This is a genomic window from Janibacter sp. HTCC2649 (assembly GCF_000152705.1).
GTDB lineage: Bacteria > Actinomycetota > Actinomycetes > Actinomycetales > Dermatophilaceae > Knoellia.
Window position 1 is genome coordinate 1,995,713 of the sequence record NZ_CH672413.1, and the last position, 17,128, is coordinate 2,012,840.

Genomic DNA, 17,128 nt, shown 5'->3' on the forward strand with positions numbered 1-17,128 from the left:
GGCAACTCCCCACGTGAGTGTCACTCACTCAGCGGACCCCTCAGACGAGCAGTCCGTCCTTGGCCGCGTCGCGGATGAAGGCGACCACTTCGCGCTCGGTCTCGTCCGTCTCGGCCTCGAGGATCCCGGCGATTGCGCTCGCCGCTTGCCTGGGCGTGAGCTCACCGTCCGCAACGGAGAGGTATGCCGCCGTCACCGTCGTGAGCGTGATGATCCGTCCCAGCCCACCGCCCTGACGCGCCACGATGACCGACGGGTCGGGGGCACCCGGGCGTGTGTGGCGTTCCTCGGTGACGTCGGGGGTCGCGGTCCACGCCCGGTCGAGGACCTCGTCGTCGGAGTGCTCCGCCAACCAGGTGCGGGCCTCGAGTCCCACCCGGACCACGTCTCCCATCGCCGGCGGCACCGGGCCGCGCGCATCCATGAGGTCGACGAACGGCTCCCGGTCGCCCACCGGGCGCTGGAGGGTGATGACTCCGAAACCGATCGACTCGACATCGCGAGCTGCGAAGTCATCCAGCCACGCGGCATACATGGCATCGAAATCCGCCGTGCCCGGGTGGTGACCGCCGTCGCGAGACCACGTCTCGGCATACTCCGCCGGGTCCTGGACCTCACGCTGGACGATCCAGGCGTCGACGCCGGCGCTGTCGAGCCAGGAGCCGACTCGGTCGGTCCAGGTCGAACCGCGGGGCACCTCCCAGTTGCCGAGGAACTGTGCGACTCCCCCGGGCTCGAGGTGCTCACCGACGGAGCGCACGAGGTTGGCGACGATCGCGTCACCGGAGGCGCCACCGTCGCGGTACTCGAAGAGCGGCACCTCACCCGAGCGCGGCGTGATGACGAACGGCGGGTTGCTGACGATGAGGTCAAAGCGCTGCCCGGCAACGGGATCGAGCATCGAGCCGGCCCGCACGTCCCACTCGACCTCGTTGAGGTTGGCGTTGAATCGCGCGAACGCCAGCGCCCGCTCCGAGAGGTCAGTGGCAACGATGGAGTCGGTGTGCGCGCCGAGGTGGAGCGCCTGGACACCACACCCGGTGCCGACGTCGAGGGCGGCACCCACGGGCCGGCGAATCGTCCACGCCGCCAACGTCGTCGAGGCCCCACCGATCCCGAGGACGTGGTCGTTGCGCACCGGCGAACCGGTCGCGACCTCGGCCAGGTCGGAGGCGATCCACCAATGACGTTCATCGGCGGCATAGGGGCGCACGTCGACGCGGGCGACGACACCGTCACCCTCTTCGTCCACGAGTCCGAGGGCCACGGCCCCCTGAGCGCGAAGGGTCGGCAGTGCCCGGTCGACCTCGGCCACATCGACCGGGTCGCCGAGCGTGAAGAGGCGAACGAGGATCGCAACCGGTTCGGTGGAGGCACCGGCCGCGCGACGTGCGGGCAGCGGCTGTTCACGCAGCAGGGCACCGCTGGCCAGCGGACCGAGGAACTCCGTGACACCCGTGACGTTGAAGTCGGCGGCCGTGAGATCGGCTCGGAGCCGGGCGATGAGGTCCTCGTTCAGGCGAGGCACGCGAGGGGTCACAGGGCGTCAGCCGTCGAGGAGCGCATGCCGCCCAGCCTAGAGCCGCCCGCGGACCCACACGCGAGCCGACCACTTCTCAGCGGGAGGTCCACCTCTGGATGGTTGCGCCGCCAAGAAGTGGACCCCTGGTCGTCATGCTGCGTCGAACCACGTGTTCCTCGGTTGCCGCCTGATCCCCTGCGCCTCCAACTTGGCCACCATCTGCATCGGGCGCGTCGCGTCGGCCCACACCCAGCGCGCCATCTTGTTCCCCTTGGCCCTGATCCGGTCCTCCCGCGCCTTCTCGCTCCAGAGGGTCTGCTCGATCTGTTCGGGGCTCATCCCCTCTCGCACGCGGTACTTCATCCGTCCGTCAAACTCACCGACGACGCCCTCCCACCCGAAGTCGCCAACGCCAATGAGGCCGCCCTCGTCCTCGATCGGGACCTGAAGAGTCGGGCGGGGGATGTTGAGCCGGAACATTTGCACGCGTGACAGCGACTCGCCCACCGACATCGCACCGGCCTCGGCGAAGTCCGCGACGAGGGCGGCCTGGACTCGACCACGAGCTCCTGCCGGGACCAGTTCGAGCTCGGCGAACAGCTCCTCCCGCGAGCACAGATGGTGATGCAGAGCGTGATCTGCGGCGGCCACGGCGTCAGGCAGGCACTCCGTCCTGGCCAGGTCGATGAGAGTTCTCGCCAGCGGAGTCACAGGCAGACCGTCGATCCACTCCACGTCTCCCACCTGTGCTCGGTGACGACGCACCAACCCCGACGAGTGGATGTTGCCGCCGTCGATGGACACGTCGATCCGCTTCGGCCACGAAGTGATCCGCGGTAGTCGCCACAGCGCCGCCGCCTACGCGTGGGAGTAGGTGGACGCCATCGCACCCTTGGCCTGCAAAGCCGTCGCGTGCACGAATGCAGCGTGCCGCTGTTCATGAGTGAGCGCGTTCCACGTGTCCGTCCTGACAACGACCCCACGACGCACTTTCGCCCACCTCGGCTGACCCGTGGAATCGCGGTCCTCCGGCGTCTCGCCGAGCCGACGCAGGTCTGCTGTTGGCCGCAGGAGGGCCGGACGAAACGGTTCGGGACGTGACGTGGGCATGGCCGATGGTCGCAGTTTTGGCGATTCTCACCGCCTCGTCATCCACAGCCTGCCGCCACAGGACCACTTCTTGGTGGGGCGTCCACCTCTACTTGGTCGCGCCACCACGGAGTGGTCGACTCGAGCTCTGCGCACAAAGCAGGCGGCCGGCTCACCCTGTCGGGTGGGCCGGCCGCCGTTCACTGCTTGTGGCGTATGCCGTGTGCTCGCCTAGCGCTGAGCAGGAGCCTCGGCGTCTTCGAGCGTCTCGTCGACAGCCTGACCGGGGTCGGTGACCGCACCCGAGTCCGGGGCCTCGTTGTCGAACGCGGCGACGGGCTCGTTCTCGTCGTCGCCACCGATGGCCAGGTCGCGACGCTTGGAGATTGCGACGGCCGTGACGACGATGACGAAACCGACACCGGCGATGCCGTAGCGGATCGGCGCACTGGCGTCCTCACCCACCGACAACATGACGATGGCGGGGGCGATGAGCACCGCAACGAGGTTCATGACCTTGAGGAGCGGGTTGATGGCCGGGCCGGCGGTGTCCTTGAACGGGTCGCCGACGGTGTCACCGATGACGGTGGCCTCGTGGGCGGGCGAGCCCTTGCCGCCGTGGGTGCCGTCCTCGACGATCTTCTTCGCGTTGTCCCAGGCGCCGCCCGAGTTCGCGAGGAAGACGGCCATGAGGCAACCGGTGCCGATGGCGCCGGCGAGGAAGCCGGCGAGGGCACCGATGCCAAGACCGAAGCCGATGATCACCGGGCTGAGTGCAGCGAGCAGCCCCGGGGTGGTGAGTTCGCGCAGCGAGTCACGGGTGCAGATGTCGACGACCTTGCCGTACTCGGGCTTGGTCGTGCCCTCCATGATTCCGGGGATGTCGCGGAACTGGCGACGCACCTCGAAGACGATGGCTCCGGCAGCGCGGGTCACGGCGTTGATGGCCAGGCCCGAGAACATGAACACGACGGCCGCACCGAGAAGCAGGCCGACGAGCGTCGACGGGTTCGTGACGACCGCTTCCGCATCGTTGAGGAAGCGGGTGGCCTGCTCCTGAGTCGTGTCACCTGGCGCCTTGATCTCGCGGACAGCGGTCTGCCAGGCGTCGGTGTAGGAGCCGAAGAGCGCCGTCGCGGCCAGCACGGCCGTGGCGATGGCGATGCCCTTGGTGATCGCCTTGGTCGTGTTGCCGACCGCGTCGAGCTCGGTGAGGATCTGCGCGGCCTCGGGGCCGACGTCACCGGACATCTCGGCGATGCCCTGCGCGTTGTCGGAGACCGGACCGAACGTGTCCATGGCGACGATGACACCGACGGTCGTGAGCAGCCCACAGCCGGCGAGTGCAATGAGGAACAGCGACAGGGCCACCGAGCCACCTCCGAGGAGGAAGGCGAGGTAGACCGCGCCACCGATGATCGCGGCGGTGTAGACGGCCGACTCGAGGCCGACGCCGATGCCCGAGAGGACGACGGTCGCAGCACCGGTGAGCGACGTGCGGGCAACGTCCTTGGTCGGACGCTTGTCGGTGCCGGTGAAGTAGCCGGTGAGCCAGAGGATGATCGCGGCGAGAACGATGCCGATGATCACGGCAAGGATCGCGGTGATCCGCGGGTTGCCGTCGAGGGCGCCGATGGCCTGGTCACGCGAGCCGAGCTCGGCGTAGGTGGCGGGCAGGTAGAGCCAGGCAGCGACCGAGCAGAGCACGGCCGCGATGCCGGCGGAGATGTAGAAGCCCTGGTTGATGGCGTCGAGCGCGCTCTGCGTGCCACGGGCCTTGGTGATGAAGACGCCGATGAGGGCGGTGATCGCACCGAGAGCCGGAACCAGAAGCGGGAAGACGAGACCGAACGACCCGAAGGCAACCGAACCCAGGATGAGAGCGGCAACGAGCATCACGGCATACGACTCGAAAAGGTCTGCTGCCATGCCGGCGCAGTCGCCGACGTTGTCGCCCACGTTGTCGGCGATGGTCGCCGCGTTGCGGGGGTCGTCCTCCGGGATGCCGGCCTCGACCTTGCCGACGAGGTCGGCGCCGACGTCAGCGGCCTTGGTGAAGATGCCACCGCCGACGCGCATGAACATCGCGAGCAGGGCGGCGCCGAAGCCGAAGCCCTCGAGGACCTTGGGGGCGTCAGCCTTGTAGAGGAGGACGACGATGGAGGCGCCGAGCAGGCCGAGGCCCACGGTCGCCATGCCGACGGTGCCACCGGTGCGGAAGGCGATGCGCATGCCTTCGTCGCGACCGTTCTCACCGCGCGAGGCGGCGGCAACGCGGACGTTGGCCTTCGTCGCGAGCTTCATGCCGAGGTAGCCGATGGACGCGGAGAAGACCGCACCCACGATGAAGAAGCCGGAGCGACCCAGCTTCACACCCCAGTCGGGAGCGGGCAGGAGGAGCAACAGCCCGAAGACGAGCACGACGAAGATTCCGAGCGTCTTGAACTGACGCGTGAGATAGGCCTGAGCCCCCTCTTCGACTGCGGCGCCGATCTCGCGCATCTTGTCGGTACCAGTGTCCGCGGCCAGAACCTGCGCCCGGAAGACGAACGCCATGGCGAGGGCGATCACGGCGATGACCGCGACCCCCACGACGAGCGTGACGTTCGATCCGGTGAGTTCCAGCGTGGACGTCGCCTCGGCCGGTGCGAGCGCGAGTGCAGCCATTCCATCCTCCTTGACGGGTGTGCGTCATCGAACCTCCACAGGTCTCGCGATTCTCGCGATCCCGTGGACCACAGGCAGACGCGGGGTGGACCTTACCCGGTGACACAGGTCACATGAACCCTCAGTGGGTGGGTGTGACTGCTCTCACGCTCACGAAGGCGAGGGAGAGGGCTGGTTCAGGCGGGGACGTCGGGCTCGAGGAAGTCGTCGGGACCTGCCGCGAGGGCCGCGTCGACGGACTCGTGGATGGGCAGGACGCGGTCGAGACCCGTGATGCCGAAGAGGCGGAGGATGCGCTCGTTGGTGCAGACCACGCGCAGCCAGCCGTCGACCTTCTTGACAGCCTTGAGCCGGCCGACGAGCACGCCGAGACCGGTCGAATCGAGGAAGCCCACGCCCTGCAGGTCGACGATGATGGCGGTGTGACCTGCGGCGATGCGCTCCTCGAGGGCAGATCGCAGCTGAGGCGCGGTGTAGACGTCGACCTCACCGGAGACGGTGACGATGGTGACGTCATCGCGTTCCGTGGTCGCCACAGTCAGCTTCACTACAGCCGGCTCCTTGTTCGCAATCCGCCCATGTGTTGGGCCCACCCTTGGCACCGACCCCCGAAGCGTTCGCGCCACGAGGTCTGTCAGTGCACCGCATTACGGTAACCGTTGTGCCGTCATCTGCCGAGCCAACCGCGATCCTCGCTGCCTTGGCAGCCGGGGAGCGCGGAGCCCGGCTGCGCCACGTCGAACGCCTGCCCGCCCGGGCCGCTCAGGTTGCCGACTGGCCCGACTGGATGGCGTCACCCTTGCTGGCGAGCCTGACGGGCTCCGGCATCGCTCGCCCCTGGTCGCACCAGCGCGAAGCCATGGACCTCGCCCACGCCGGGTCGCACGTCGTCATGTCGACGGGCACGGCGTCGGGCAAGAGCCTGGGCTACCTCGTGCCAGCGTTGACGGCGGTGCTCGACGGGCTCTCGTCCCCGACGGGGCGTGGCGCCACTGTCCTCTACATCGCCCCGACCAAGGCCCTGGCTGCCGACCAGTTGGCGCGCATCGAGGCGCTCGCGATCCCGGGCGTTCGCGCGGCGACCTATGACGGTGACACCCCGAACGACGAGCGCCGCTGGATCCGCGAACACGCCAACGTCGTCCTCACCAACCCCGACCTCCTCCACCACTCGATGCTGCCGGGGCACAAGAACTGGTCGCCGTTCCTGCGGTCCCTGAAGTACGTCGTCATCGACGAGTGCCACATCTATCGCGGCGTCTTCGGCTCGCACGTGTCGTCGGTCCTGCGGCGCCTGCGGCGGGTGTGCACTCGCTATCGCTCGACGCCGACGTTCGTGCTCGCCTCCGCGACCGTCAGCCACCCCGCGTCCCATGCCAGTTCCTTGGTGGGTATGCCGGTCAGTCCCGTTGACGTCGACGGTTCGCCTCGCGAGGCGCTCACCTTTGCCCTGTGGGAGCCGCCGACCATTGAGGAATCGCGGCGCTCGGCGACGACTGAGGCTGCTGAGCTGCTGGCGGATCTCGTGGCCGCTGGCGTGCAGACCCTGGCGTTTGCCCGCAGCCGCGCCGGAGTCGAGTCGTTGGCGTCGTCGGCGCGGCGACGACTCGGACAGGTGAGCGGGAGCGCGGAGGCGAGCATCGCGGCATACCGGGGCGGTTATCTTCCGCAGGAGCGGCGCGAGCTGGAGCGCGCACTGCGCGACGGTGAGCTGCGCGGACTCGCGGCGACGAACGCGTTGGAGCTGGGAGTCGACATCAGCGGGCTCGATGCCGTGCTCATGGCGGGGTGGCCCGGGCGCCGGGCCAACCTGTGGCAGCAGGCTGGGCGGGCCGGGCGTTCAGGGCGGGAGTCGTTGGCTGTCTTCATTGCGGCTGACGATCCACTCGACACCTATTTCCTGGAGCATCCGGAGGCGATCTTCGGTGCGCCGATCGAGTCGACCGTCATGGATCCCGCGAACCCGCACGTGCTGGCGCCGCACCTTGCGGCCGCGGCTCACGAGCTGCCACTGACCGAGGCGGACCTGCCGATGTTCGGGACCGGGGCCCGGGGCGTCGTCGACCTGCTCGTCGAGCGCGGGATCCTGCGGCGGCGACCGACGGGGTGGTTCTGGGCGCGTGATGACCGGCCCGGCGACCACCTCAACCTCCGTGGGACGACCGAGGTGGTGTCGATCGTCGAGCGGCGCAGTGGTCGCGTGCTGGGGACGATCGACGAGGCGTCAGCGCACTCGCAGGTCCACACGGGCGCAGTGCACGTGCACCAGGGCGACACGTTCGTCGTGACCGACCTCGACCTGCCGGGGGCGACCGCAACGATCGTGCGCGGCGACCCGGGGTGGAGCACGCACTCGCAGTCGCAGAGCTCGTTCTCGATCCTCGGCGCCAAGCGGACGCAGCGGTGGGGCGAGATCGACGTGTGCTTCGGGTCGGTGCGGGTGACGACGCAGGTGACGGGGTTCTTGCGGCGGTTGCCGTCGGGTGAGGTTCTGGGGACACACCCGCTCGACCTGCCCGAGCGCTCGCTGGTCACTCGTGGGGTGTGGTGGACGATGCCGCTCGACCTGCTGGAGGAGGCGGGGATCGAGGAGGCGCAGGTGCCCGGGGCGGCACATGCTGCCGAGCACGCGGCGATCGGGATGCTGCCGCTCGTCGCGACGTCGGACCGGTGGGACGTCGGCGGAGTCTCGACCGACATGCATCCCGACACGGGGCTGCCGACGATCCTCATCTATGACGGCTATCCGGGTGGGGCGGGGTTTGCCGAGCGGGCACATGGGGCGTTCGGCGAGTGGATCGAGGCGACCCGTGACGCCGTGGCGAGGTGTCGGTGCGAGCGCGGGTGCCCTGCCTGTGTGCAGTCGCCGAAGTGCGGCAACGGCAACGAACCCCTCGACAAGGCGAGGGCGATCACGCTGCTCGACCTGGTGCTCCTGTCGCGCCCTGCTGCCTCCTGACCGGCGTCCCGAAGTGACCCAGTTGGACGGTTGGGGACGGGCGGGCAGCGTCCCCATCTCTCCCATCGGGTGAGTTCGGGACAGGACGCGAGCCTCTGAACAGGGACGATGCGTCAAAAGAGCGCTAGCCTCGCAGGCGTGATCATCCTCGGACTCATCCTCGTACTCGCCGCCATTGCCGCAGGAATCCTGCTGTTTGAAGGCACCTCCCAGTTGACCGACAAGGTCGACATCGACACGTTCAGCGGCACCTTCAGCCTGCCGCCGCTGGCCCTGCTCATCACCGGAGCAGCGGTCATCACCGTCTTCTGGCTCGGATGGGTGTTGATGCGTGAGGGGTTCAAGCGCGGCGCCCGTCGCCGTCGTGCGGCCAAGGAGGAGAAGGCCCTCACCGAGCAGCGCCGCGTCGAGAACGAGCGCAAGATGCAGGAGGAGTTCGCCCAGCGTGAGCGTCAGCTCACCGAGGAGCGTCGCCGCCACGAGGAGGAGACCTCCACCCTGCGCCGCGAGGGCGACGCCCGCGTCGAGGAGCAGCACCTCTCGACCGAAGAGGCTCGTCGTCGTGCCGAGATCGCCGAGGCCGAAGCCCGCGCTCGCTCCGGCGAGGCCCCGCGCACCGACCCCCGCGCCTGACCCAGACACCGGGAGCGAACCTTCGCCCGGCATGGCATCCACCGATGCCGTGCCGGGCGCTCCTCATTTCTGCGCGGCCGGCGCCAACCGCGCAGAAGCTGACCAGCCGCGTCCGCATTCATGTGCGGTTGGTCACGTTCTGCGCCCTCGGTCACGCGGGGCCGGCGCGGGCTGAGGCGACGGCGCGATCAGGCACGCCCGGCCAGCTCGTCGCGACCTGTGTGGACACCCGGACCGAGACCGACTCGTTGACACCGAGGGCGCACTCGACGACCTGGGCGCCGTTGCGTCGGGCGACGACTGCAGCCCGGACGCAGGCGTCTGCCTGACCCGACTGAAGGGCGCCGGCTCCGGCCAGCGCCGCGAGGTCGGCGGCGGTGCGAGCGCGATGGGCAGCGCTCGCGGCGGCGCCGAGCTGGAGGCCGGCCGTCGTGAGGACCAGGAGTACTCCGATGGCCGCCACGGTCAGCACCGTGCCGGAGCCCCGCTCCCGCCAGGTGCAGGACGACTCAGGACCCGTTCGCGCAGGTTCCGGCATCAGGGAGCCGTGGGAGGGGACGCGCGAACGGGCGGTCATGGGGCGGCTTCGGGGACGGCATGGGCGATGCCCCGGGGGCGGGCGCTGACACCCAGAGCCCTGAGCAGGGGTGGCGACTCCGCCGTCACGTTCACGGTGATCGCATCGGCGCCGACGTCGAACCCGATGACGGCGCCTTCCGGCGCCTGGAGTGCCACCTCGGCGCGAACCCGACCCGCGTCCTCGCCCCGGGCAAGGAGTCGCGCACCCACCCGCGCAGCGTCGACGCATCGGAGATGGTCCGTGACCACCGACACGGCGCCGAGAGCGAGCGTCAGGACGAGGACGAGGGCCGGCAGGGCCACGGCGATCTCCGCCGTGACCATGCCGCCCTCGCTGCGTCGACCTCGGATCACGTTCCCGTGCCGAGAGCAGCGGTGATGACGCTCGCCAGGGCGAACTTCACCGGGCCGGACTTGACGACGATCATGAGCACGGCGGCGAAGGCACACGCGGCGAGCGTGCCCACGGCATACTCCGCAGTTGTCATGCCTGCCTCGGCAGACTCCTTGATGCGCGCCAGACGACGCGAAAGACGCTGTGTCACAACGGATCTCCTCGATTCGGAGCGGGGCGAGTCCCCGCTTCAGGACGAGTCCAGCGCACGCGCTCCTCGAGCGCGAGCGCCGTTCGGAGATCTGTGGACGACCGACAGCAACGCGGCCTTCTGTGGACAACTCGCTCAGCCGACACCGAGGCTTGATCGGGCGAGGTGGAGCACGACCGGCACCACCGTGGTGCCGACGAAGCCGGGTAGGAAACAGGCGCCGAGCGGCAGGACGAGAAGGACGCCTGCGCGCTGGACGGCGGCCTCGACCCGCGATGCTTCCTCGCGCCGCATCCGCTCGGCAGCGGCGAGGACGACACCGGCCGGTGCTGCGCCGGACTGCTCCGCCGCCTGCCAGGCAAGGGCGGCCGGACGCCACGCCTCCCCCACGTGCGCCCAGGAGGTCGCAGCATCCTGGCCCCACCGGTGAGCGCTGGCGACCACCCGCAGCTGGCGTGCCACAGCCCCGCCGACGTGGTCGGCCACTGCCTCGAGGGCTTCGATCGGGCCGAGCCCCGAACGCAGCGCAAGGGCACACAGCACCAGCGCATCAGCCGCTTCATCGACGGTCAACACGGTGGCTGCATCGCGCATCGCGGCCGACGCCGCGCCGACATCACCGCCGGGGCTCAGTTCGTCGTCGGACTCAGGACCCGATGGCTCGAGGCTGGCGGGGGCTGCACGGCTTCGACCTGAAGGCCACAGGAGGCAACCGCCAACCACGGCGAAGAGGGCGAGGACGAGGGTCACGGAATCTCCGCCGGTCGCAGGGCCCGGCGCAGCACCGTTCGCGACCAGAGCCAACCGCAACCCGTGAGGACGAGCCCGACGACCGCAGCAACGAGCGATGCGGTGCTGCCGTAGACATCGCCGACAGGCAAACCGAGGACCAGGGCAACGAGGGGTCCAGTCAGGGGCAGCAGCGTGAGTAGCCACATCGAAGCGCGGGGGCCCGCGGCCAGAACCATGCGCCGGTCGTCACTCTCGGCACGTTCGCGCAGAACCGCCGCCGACGCCCGGGCAGCCGGTGCCGCCGCCACTCCGAACTCATCCGTGAGGCTCCAGGCCGCAGCCAGGAAGGCGAGGTCGCGATCTCCCTCCGCGACGCGCAGCAGGCACTGCCCGATCGGGCTCCCCCTCCCCTGTGCCGCCGTGATCTGCTCGCCGAGGACGGCGAACTCCGGTCGGGTCGCGGCAGATCCGCCCACATCACAGGCGAGGCGGGCGGCTTCGGCTGCGGGCAGTCCCGCGTCGAGGCCCACAGCGGACAGCTCGGCGAAGTCGGCCACCCACCCACGGCGACGCCGGCCGAACCGAACCTCTCGCGCCAGCAGAGCCTGCAGCCACCCGGGCCATCCACTCGACGATGCGCCGCCATCTGCGTCCAACTGGACGATTGTGGCGCTGGGTCTCGAGCCCAGCACGGGGCGAGCGAGCGGCCACAGGACGATCGCCGTCACGAGGAGGGCGACGAGCAGCAGGGTCACGCGACGTCCCGATCCGAAACAGCGGCGTATGCCGGCCGCGCACCTTCGCTTGCGTCTGCGCCTTCGGTCGTTCTAGCCACCGGATCCGCAGACGCAACGAGGGCAGCCTCGGCGGGGCGCAGCAGGGCGTCGAGTCGGGCAGCACCGGGCCCACGGCGCACCCCGCCCGACGGACGCGCTCCCAGCACCCCGCCGGCCGATGCCTCCCCGGGCGCTCCGTCGACAACAACAGCCTCATCGACCACCACCTCCGTGCCTGTCCAGCGCGTCACCCCCACTGCCCGGATGAACCGCGCCGGTCCGACCCGGCCCACCTCGATGACGACCTGCACCGCTCCACGCAGCTGGGCGTGCACCGCCTCGCGACTCATCCCGGCCAACGCGCCGAGGGCCTCGATCCGCGCGGGAACCTCGCCCAGACCGTTGGCGTGCACCGTCCCGGCGCCGCCGTCATGTCCGGTGTTGAGCGCGGCCAACATCTCGCGCACCTCCGGTCCGCGAACCTCCCCCACGACGAGCCGATCGGGGCGCATCCTCAGCGCCTGCCGCACGAGGTCCACCATCGTCACGCCGCCGACGCCCTCGACGTTGGGCATGCGCCCCTGCAGCCGGACGACGTGCGGGTGAGCCGGAGCCAGCTCGCGCACGTCCTCCACGACCACGATCCGCTCATCAGCGGCGCACTCGGACAGCAGCGCCCCGAGCACCGTGGTCTTGCCGACGCCCGTCCCACCGATCACGACGAACGACAACCGAGCCGCCACCACCCGACGCAGCACCCCAGCCAAGCTGTCGCCCACCGCCCCGAGAGCCACCAACCCGTCGACTCCCACGGGCTGGTGTCGTGGCACTCGCAGACTCAGGTGGGTCCCCGACTCGGCCAGCGGAGGCAGGATCGCGTGCAGCCGGACTCCCCCGGGCAGCACGCCGTCGACCCACGGCTGGGCCTCGTCCAGCCGTCGGCGAGCCAGCCCCGCCAACCGTGTCGCCAACGCCCGAGCAGCCCCAGGAGAGAGCCGCACCCCGGTGTCCTCCACGCCACCACCGCGGTCGACCCACACTGCACCGTCCCCGTTGACCAACACATCGGTCACCGCCCCCATGGCGATCCACGGCTCCAACGGCCCGAACCCCAACACCTGCTCGCGCAGCAGCGCATTCTCGGCCGCCGCTCCCTGAGCACCCAGCTCGACCACCGCCCCCGTGACGTCCGAGATCGCCGCCGCATCCGGGGCCCGACCGGCACGGATCGCCTCCTCGATCCCGGGCCACCTCGGCGCCCCACCACCTGCAACACCCCCAGCAGTCATGCGGCCCTCCACCCCAGGTCGTCCAACAACTCGAGCACAACGTGATCGGCGGTGTCCCGCAGCGGACCTCGCAACCCGGGCCACTCACCCCGCTCCGCGTCACGACGGACACGAGGGTCGTGGCGTACGTGCGCCAAATGCGGTGTGCCCAGGTGCTCGAGCACTTCGTCGAATTCCGCCCCGAGACCGCTCGACGAACGCGTCACCAGCCCCACCCCGGAGCCGGACAGGTCGGACAGCAGCGCCTCTGTGTCAGCCAACTGCCGCGCCTGAAGCCCCGACACCACATGGACCGCGGCGGCGTCCTCGGCCAGAGCCGCAAACAGCGGAGTCAGGGAGGGAGCGTCAAGGACCACCGGCACGTCCCAGCGGATCGACCCGAGCACGTCGATCAGCACGGAGTCATCGACCGCGGCGCCGTGCCCACCCGCCGACAGGACCGGCACCTCCCCGCGCGGCAGGGCCGCAATCAACCGCGAGCACGACGTCGTCCCCCGCAACCGCGCCAGGTCCGGCCAGCGCAGCCCGGGGATGTGCTCCGTGCCGCAGGTCATGTCGAGCCCGCCCCCGCGGACGTCGCCATCGACGAGCACACACTCACCAAGGTGCGTGGACAGGCGTCGAGCCAGCGCGGCCGCCCACGTCGAGGCACCCAGCCCACCACTGGCACCGAGCACCATCACCAGAGGGGTCACAAGAGAAGTCATGCCGACGACGCTCACCCACCAACCGACCCGACCACCACCCCGGTGAGCCGATCTGTGGACAAGAGCACCCGGCATACCCGGCCTGTGGACGACGGAATCACCCACGAAAACGGCACCTGAAAAAGAAAAGGCGACGGCCCCGGTCGGGGGGATGACCGGGGCCGTCGGGCGGGCCGAGCCCCGGGGGGGAGAGGCCGGACCACCCGTCGCTGCAACCCCGAGGGGGAGCGATGACTCCATCGTTGCCCATCGATCCCATGCACGCAAGGTGAACGTTGAAACTCGCACAAAATGACCATTCAATGGTCACCCGAACGACGATGACGCCCCTGAAAGAGGGGCGTCATCCGCCGCGAGCGTGCGAGGCGACCAAGCGTGCATTTCCTTGCCGTCGTATCGGGTCAAGCCCGAACAGACCGGTCCATCAGTGGACTGCCCGCGCGTGGGTACCTGTTGCGTCTCGCGGTTGTTTCAAGGACGGGTGGTTCCGGGAAGGCCTGCCCGATGAACCCTGTCTACTCCCCTGCCCCGACAACGACAAGACTTGACTTTCGCTCAGGTGAAGCGTCAGGTCAGGCGGCCGGCGAGGACCGCGTCAGCAATCGCCTCACCCTCCGCAGCGCCGGCGACGATCGCGTCGCAGCAGTGCGTGAGCCACAGACCGACGCCTGCGGCGTCACCGCGGGTGTATGCCGTGAGCCCGCCGAGGTATGCCGGCCCACCTCCCGTGCCGTGCCCGGCTTCGGGAACCGCGACGCCGGTGGGGTCGAGGCCGCCGGCCTGGATGACGGCGCGCTCGATGGCGCGGGCGACGACGCCGTTGCCGCGGGTGAAGGGTCGGGCGGTGACGATCTCGGCGTGGGCGAGGGCGGCAACGATCGGGATGGGCAGGGTCTTCGCGCTGGCGAGGAGCTCGACGACGCGCTGGAGGCGTTCGCGGGCCTCGGCCGCCGGAGGGGCGTCGCCGATCTCGATGAACTCTCGGCTGTCCTCGCCATCCAGACGTGGGCGACCGAGCTCCGAGTCGGGGACCAAGCCGGCGGCGGCAGCGGTGTGGAGGCGGGCCAGGGCCTGCATCGGGGCGGTGAGGACGACGGAGCCGAGGCGTTCGGTCTCGGCGGTGGCGGCAACGACTCCGCGCATGACCTGCTCGACGGGGTCGGGTTCGTCGTGCCAGGTGACGGCGCCGCGCATGAGGTCGCGGACGATGTCGACGGACAGGCGGGCGCCGTCGAGCTCGCCACTGGCCCAGGCGCCGCGGACGCGGGACTCGGCGGCGGCCTCGGGGATGCGGCGGCGCAGGGCGTTGTGCCAACGAAGCTTGGTGCAGGCCTCGCGGGCGGCGTCGATCTTCTCGGGCATCCCGGGCAGCGTGGCGAGGGCGTTGACGGAGGCGGAGAGCTGAGTTGCGTTGGTGGACACGGGAGTTGGGCCTCAGACGGTTTCGGACGCGGAGGGGACCGGGGCACTGTGGGGAGCGGGCGGCATACGCACGCCTGCAAGTTGGCGCGACTGCGCCACGACGCGACCGCGCGAGTCCCAGATGATCGCGTCCTCCTCGAAGAGGCCACCGATGACGTTGTTGGTGGTGATGCGCATGCGCAGCCAGCCGGGTACGGGGCGCGAGCGGATGTGCCCGGAGAACGCGATCGTGGGCGCCCAACCCATCGCGCCGAAGGTCATCGTGACCGGCGGCAGGGCGTCGAGGAAGAACGGGAGCGAGGCAACATCGGGTTCGCGGCCGTCCTTGAAACGGATCCACGCGCGCATCTCCCCGTCGCGAGCCGGCTGACCGATGGCCCACCCAGCCGTCGCGGGGTCGATGCGGATGTCGACGCGGTCGAGGATGGCGATCTTCTCGGCAAAACCCATGCGCAGCGCAGGGGCGCACTGGTCAGGGTCGGGCAGCGCCGGCGGGACCTCTTCGCGGTGGATCGGCGCACTGTTGGCGTCGAGGTCGGCGAAGGTCGCGGTGTGCCGGACGCAGACCTTGCCTGCCTGGCTCATCGTCACCTCGGCGGTGGAGAAGGAGCGGCCGGTGCGCAGGATCGTCGTCTCGAGGTCCACGGTGCCCGGCTGCGAGGTGGCAAGAAAGGTCGTGCTGAAGGCGACCAAGTCGGTGTGCGATCCGGCGGCTGCGAGCGCCTCCGTGGCGGCCTGGGTCACGAGGCTCATGACGATCCCGCCGTTGACGGCTTCGCCGATGACCCAGCCGTCGGTGAGCTCGGCCTGGCCGTGGGTGATCCGGACGATGTCGTCGAACTCGCTCATGGCGACGAGCGTATGCCGTGGGCTCGCACCCCCGGCCGCTGCGTCTGCCGATGTGGTGGATCTGGCAGCCGCATCCGCAGACGCACGGTCGCGTCACCCGCGGAGGCCTAGGCTTCGCGGCATGTCGCCCTCGTTTGACGTTCCCACTGCCGTGGTCGTCGCGGGGGCCATGCTGCTGCTGGGGCTGGGGATCTGGTTGGCCGGGCGTGGGCGGCGGCGGGGATTCCTGTCGACGGTCGACCGGGTGACCTACTCGACGCTGCACACCGCCTCCCTCGCGTCGCGCCACCTTGCCGACGGCCTCACCCCGGAGTCGGCCGACCGAGCAGGCAAGCACCTGCTGGCAATCCTCGGGGCCCGGTCGGTCGCCATCTGCGACGCCTCGGGGCTCCTGGCGTGGACCGGCCCCGGCGAGCACCACTCCAACGACGCCCACTCGCACGCGGAGGCGACGCGCAACTCCGGCGCGCCCACCGTCATCGGCGCCGGTGAGATCACCTGCAGCGACCCCGACTGCCCCATCCGTGCCGCCGTCACGGCTCCGCTCATCGCCGACGAACGCGTCGTCGGCACCCTGACGGCCTACGCCCCGACGACCTCGGCCGGGTTGGCCCAGGCCACGGGCGAGCTGGCCCGCTGGGTCTCGGCCGAGCTCGACGTCGCCGAGCTGGGCCGCGCCCGCACCCGCGCCATGGAGGCGGAGCTGCGTGCTCTGAGGGCCCAGATCAGCCCGCACTTCATCTACAACTCCCTCGGCGCCATCGCGTCGTTCGTGCGGACCGACCCCGAGCGGGCGCGCGAGCTGATCCTCGAGTTCGCCGACTTCACCCGCTATGCCCTGCGCCAGGGTGGCCCGTTCACAACCCTCGCCGAGGAGCTGCGCAACGTCGAGCGCTACCTCGTGCTGGAGCAGGCGCGCTTCGGTGAGCGGCTCCAGGTGAGCCTGCTCATTGCGCCCGAGGTACTGCCGGTGCGCGTGCCCTATCTGGCCGTACAACCGTTGGTGGAGAACGCTGTTCGGCACGGACTCGCCACCAAGGAGGGCGTCGGACACGTGACGATCACGGCGGCCGACATCGGGGGCGAGGCGGAGATCTCGATCGAGGACGACGGCGTGGGGACCGACCCGGAGCAGGTCCAGCGCATCCTCGACGGCCAGTCGCGCGCCGACTCCGTGGGGCTCGGCAACGTCGACGCCCGACTGCGTCAGGTCTACGGCGACGAGTTCGGGCTCGTCGTCGAGACGGCCGTGGGCGCCGGGACCAAGGTGAGCTTCCGGATCCCGAAGTACGCACCCGGCGTTCACCAGGACTAGATCGGCGTATGCCGCCCCGCCTTGCCTGACCGGACTGGCCGGCC

The 17,128-nt window shown here is 70.1% G+C and carries 16 protein-coding genes; 3 read left to right on the forward strand and 13 right to left on the reverse strand.

Translation table 11 applies throughout. The features are described from left to right. Positions 1-40 precede the first annotated feature (40 nt). The 4 genes from JNB_RS09560 to JNB_RS09575 form a co-directional block, all read right to left on the reverse strand. The gene (locus JNB_RS09560; RefSeq protein WP_009776245.1) at positions 41-1,528 is read right to left on the reverse strand and encodes a methyltransferase; all 1,488 of its coding nucleotides are present in this window, start codon (positions 1,526-1,528) and stop codon (positions 41-43) included. A 144-nt stretch (positions 1,529-1,672) separates the two neighbouring features. Then, positions 1,673-2,326, reverse strand: a complete 654-nt coding sequence (locus JNB_RS09565; protein WP_009776246.1) for a hypothetical protein — start codon at positions 2,324-2,326, stop codon at positions 1,673-1,675. Positions 2,327-2,842: 516 nt separating this feature from the next. Then, positions 2,843-5,278: a sodium-translocating pyrophosphatase gene (locus tag JNB_RS09570; protein ID WP_009776247.1), complete on the reverse strand. Its 2,436-nt coding sequence runs from the start codon at positions 5,276-5,278 to the stop codon at positions 2,843-2,845. Between the two features lie 176 nt (positions 5,279-5,454). Beyond that, positions 5,455-5,826, reverse strand: a complete 372-nt coding sequence (locus JNB_RS09575) for an STAS domain-containing protein (protein WP_009776248.1) — start codon at positions 5,824-5,826, stop codon at positions 5,455-5,457. A 113-nt stretch (positions 5,827-5,939) separates the two neighbouring features. Here JNB_RS09575 and JNB_RS09580 point away from each other — a divergent pair, with 113 nt between their 5' ends. Continuing rightward, complete coding sequence (locus tag JNB_RS09580; protein ID WP_009776249.1) at positions 5,940-8,237, forward strand: DEAD/DEAH box helicase; 2,298 nt, start codon at positions 5,940-5,942, stop codon at positions 8,235-8,237. A 138-nt stretch (positions 8,238-8,375) separates the two neighbouring features. Next, positions 8,376-8,870, forward strand: a complete 495-nt coding sequence (locus JNB_RS09585; RefSeq protein ID WP_009776250.1) for a hypothetical protein — start codon at positions 8,376-8,378, stop codon at positions 8,868-8,870. Positions 8,871-9,021: 151 nt separating this feature from the next. Here JNB_RS09585 and JNB_RS09590 read toward each other — a convergent pair whose 3' ends face one another. The 9 genes from JNB_RS09590 to JNB_RS09630 all read right to left on the reverse strand — a co-directional run bounded on the left by JNB_RS09590 (position 9,022) and on the right by JNB_RS09630 (position 15,769). Beyond that, positions 9,022-9,447 (reverse strand): Rv3654c family TadE-like protein, encoded by a 426-nt coding sequence (locus JNB_RS09590; RefSeq protein ID WP_009776251.1) that lies wholly within the window; start codon positions 9,445-9,447, stop codon positions 9,022-9,024. Beyond that, positions 9,444-9,773: a TadE family type IV pilus minor pilin gene (locus JNB_RS09595; RefSeq protein WP_050766598.1), complete on the reverse strand. Its 330-nt coding sequence runs from the start codon at positions 9,771-9,773 to the stop codon at positions 9,444-9,446. Before JNB_RS09595 ends, JNB_RS09590 begins: the two co-directional genes overlap by 4 nt. Positions 9,774-9,799: 26 nt before the next feature. After that, the gene (locus JNB_RS09600) at positions 9,800-9,994 is read right to left on the reverse strand and encodes a DUF4244 domain-containing protein (RefSeq protein ID WP_009776253.1); all 195 of its coding nucleotides are present in this window, start codon (positions 9,992-9,994) and stop codon (positions 9,800-9,802) included. 135 nt (positions 9,995-10,129) lie between these two features. Further along, positions 10,130-10,744: a type II secretion system F family protein gene (locus JNB_RS20430; protein ID WP_009776254.1), complete on the reverse strand. Its 615-nt coding sequence runs from the start codon at positions 10,742-10,744 to the stop codon at positions 10,130-10,132. Then, on the reverse strand, positions 10,741-11,481 hold the full coding sequence (locus JNB_RS20435) for a hypothetical protein (protein ID WP_009776255.1): 741 nt from the start codon (positions 11,479-11,481) through the stop codon (positions 10,741-10,743). The genes JNB_RS20430 and JNB_RS20435 overlap by 4 nt, the downstream gene beginning before the upstream one ends. Next, positions 11,478-12,791 carry a TadA family conjugal transfer-associated ATPase gene (locus JNB_RS09615; protein WP_040884533.1) on the reverse strand — a complete coding sequence of 438 codons (1,314 nt, stop codon included), beginning with the start codon at positions 12,789-12,791 and terminating at the stop codon, positions 11,478-11,480. The genes JNB_RS20435 and JNB_RS09615 overlap by 4 nt, the downstream gene beginning before the upstream one ends. Next, positions 12,788-13,498: a hypothetical protein gene (locus JNB_RS20440; RefSeq protein WP_148232368.1), complete on the reverse strand. Its 711-nt coding sequence runs from the start codon at positions 13,496-13,498 to the stop codon at positions 12,788-12,790. The genes JNB_RS09615 and JNB_RS20440 overlap by 4 nt, the downstream gene beginning before the upstream one ends. Positions 13,499-14,065: 567 nt before the next feature. Further along, positions 14,066-14,920, reverse strand: coding sequence for a Fic family protein (locus JNB_RS09625; RefSeq protein ID WP_009776258.1), 855 nt, complete (start codon positions 14,918-14,920; stop codon positions 14,066-14,068). A gap of 12 nt (positions 14,921-14,932) precedes the next feature. Then, complete coding sequence (locus JNB_RS09630) at positions 14,933-15,769, reverse strand: thioesterase family protein (protein ID WP_009776259.1); 837 nt, start codon at positions 15,767-15,769, stop codon at positions 14,933-14,935. A 121-nt stretch (positions 15,770-15,890) separates the two neighbouring features. Here JNB_RS09630 and JNB_RS09635 point away from each other — a divergent pair, with 121 nt between their 5' ends. Continuing rightward, the gene (locus JNB_RS09635) at positions 15,891-17,084 is read left to right on the forward strand and encodes a sensor histidine kinase (RefSeq protein ID WP_009776260.1); all 1,194 of its coding nucleotides are present in this window, start codon (positions 15,891-15,893) and stop codon (positions 17,082-17,084) included. Positions 17,085-17,128 lie beyond the last annotated feature (44 nt).

What these genes read in the sequence shown, in the direction of transcription:
- JNB_RS09570 (WP_009776247.1), bottom strand. Translation starts at nt 5,278, where the DNA reads ATGGCTGCACTCGCGCTCGCACCGGCCGAGGCGACGTCCACGCTGGAA.
- JNB_RS09590 (WP_009776251.1), bottom strand. Translation starts at nt 9,447, where the DNA reads ATGACCGCCCGTTCGCGCGTCCCCTCCCACGGCTCCCTGATGCCGGAA.
- JNB_RS09595 (WP_050766598.1), bottom strand. Translation starts at nt 9,773, where the DNA reads ATGGTCACGGCGGAGATCGCCGTGGCCCTGCCGGCCCTCGTCCTCGTC.
- JNB_RS09615 (WP_040884533.1), bottom strand. Translation starts at nt 12,791, where the DNA reads ATGACTGCTGGGGGTGTTGCAGGTGGTGGGGCGCCGAGGTGGCCCGGG.
- JNB_RS20440 (WP_148232368.1), bottom strand. Translation starts at nt 13,498, where the DNA reads ATGACTTCTCTTGTGACCCCTCTGGTGATGGTGCTCGGTGCCAGTGGT.
- JNB_RS09630 (WP_009776259.1), bottom strand. Translation starts at nt 15,769, where the DNA reads ATGAGCGAGTTCGACGACATCGTCCGGATCACCCACGGCCAGGCCGAG.
- JNB_RS09635 (WP_009776260.1), top strand. Translation starts at nt 15,891, where the DNA reads ATGTCGCCCTCGTTTGACGTTCCCACTGCCGTGGTCGTCGCGGGGGCC.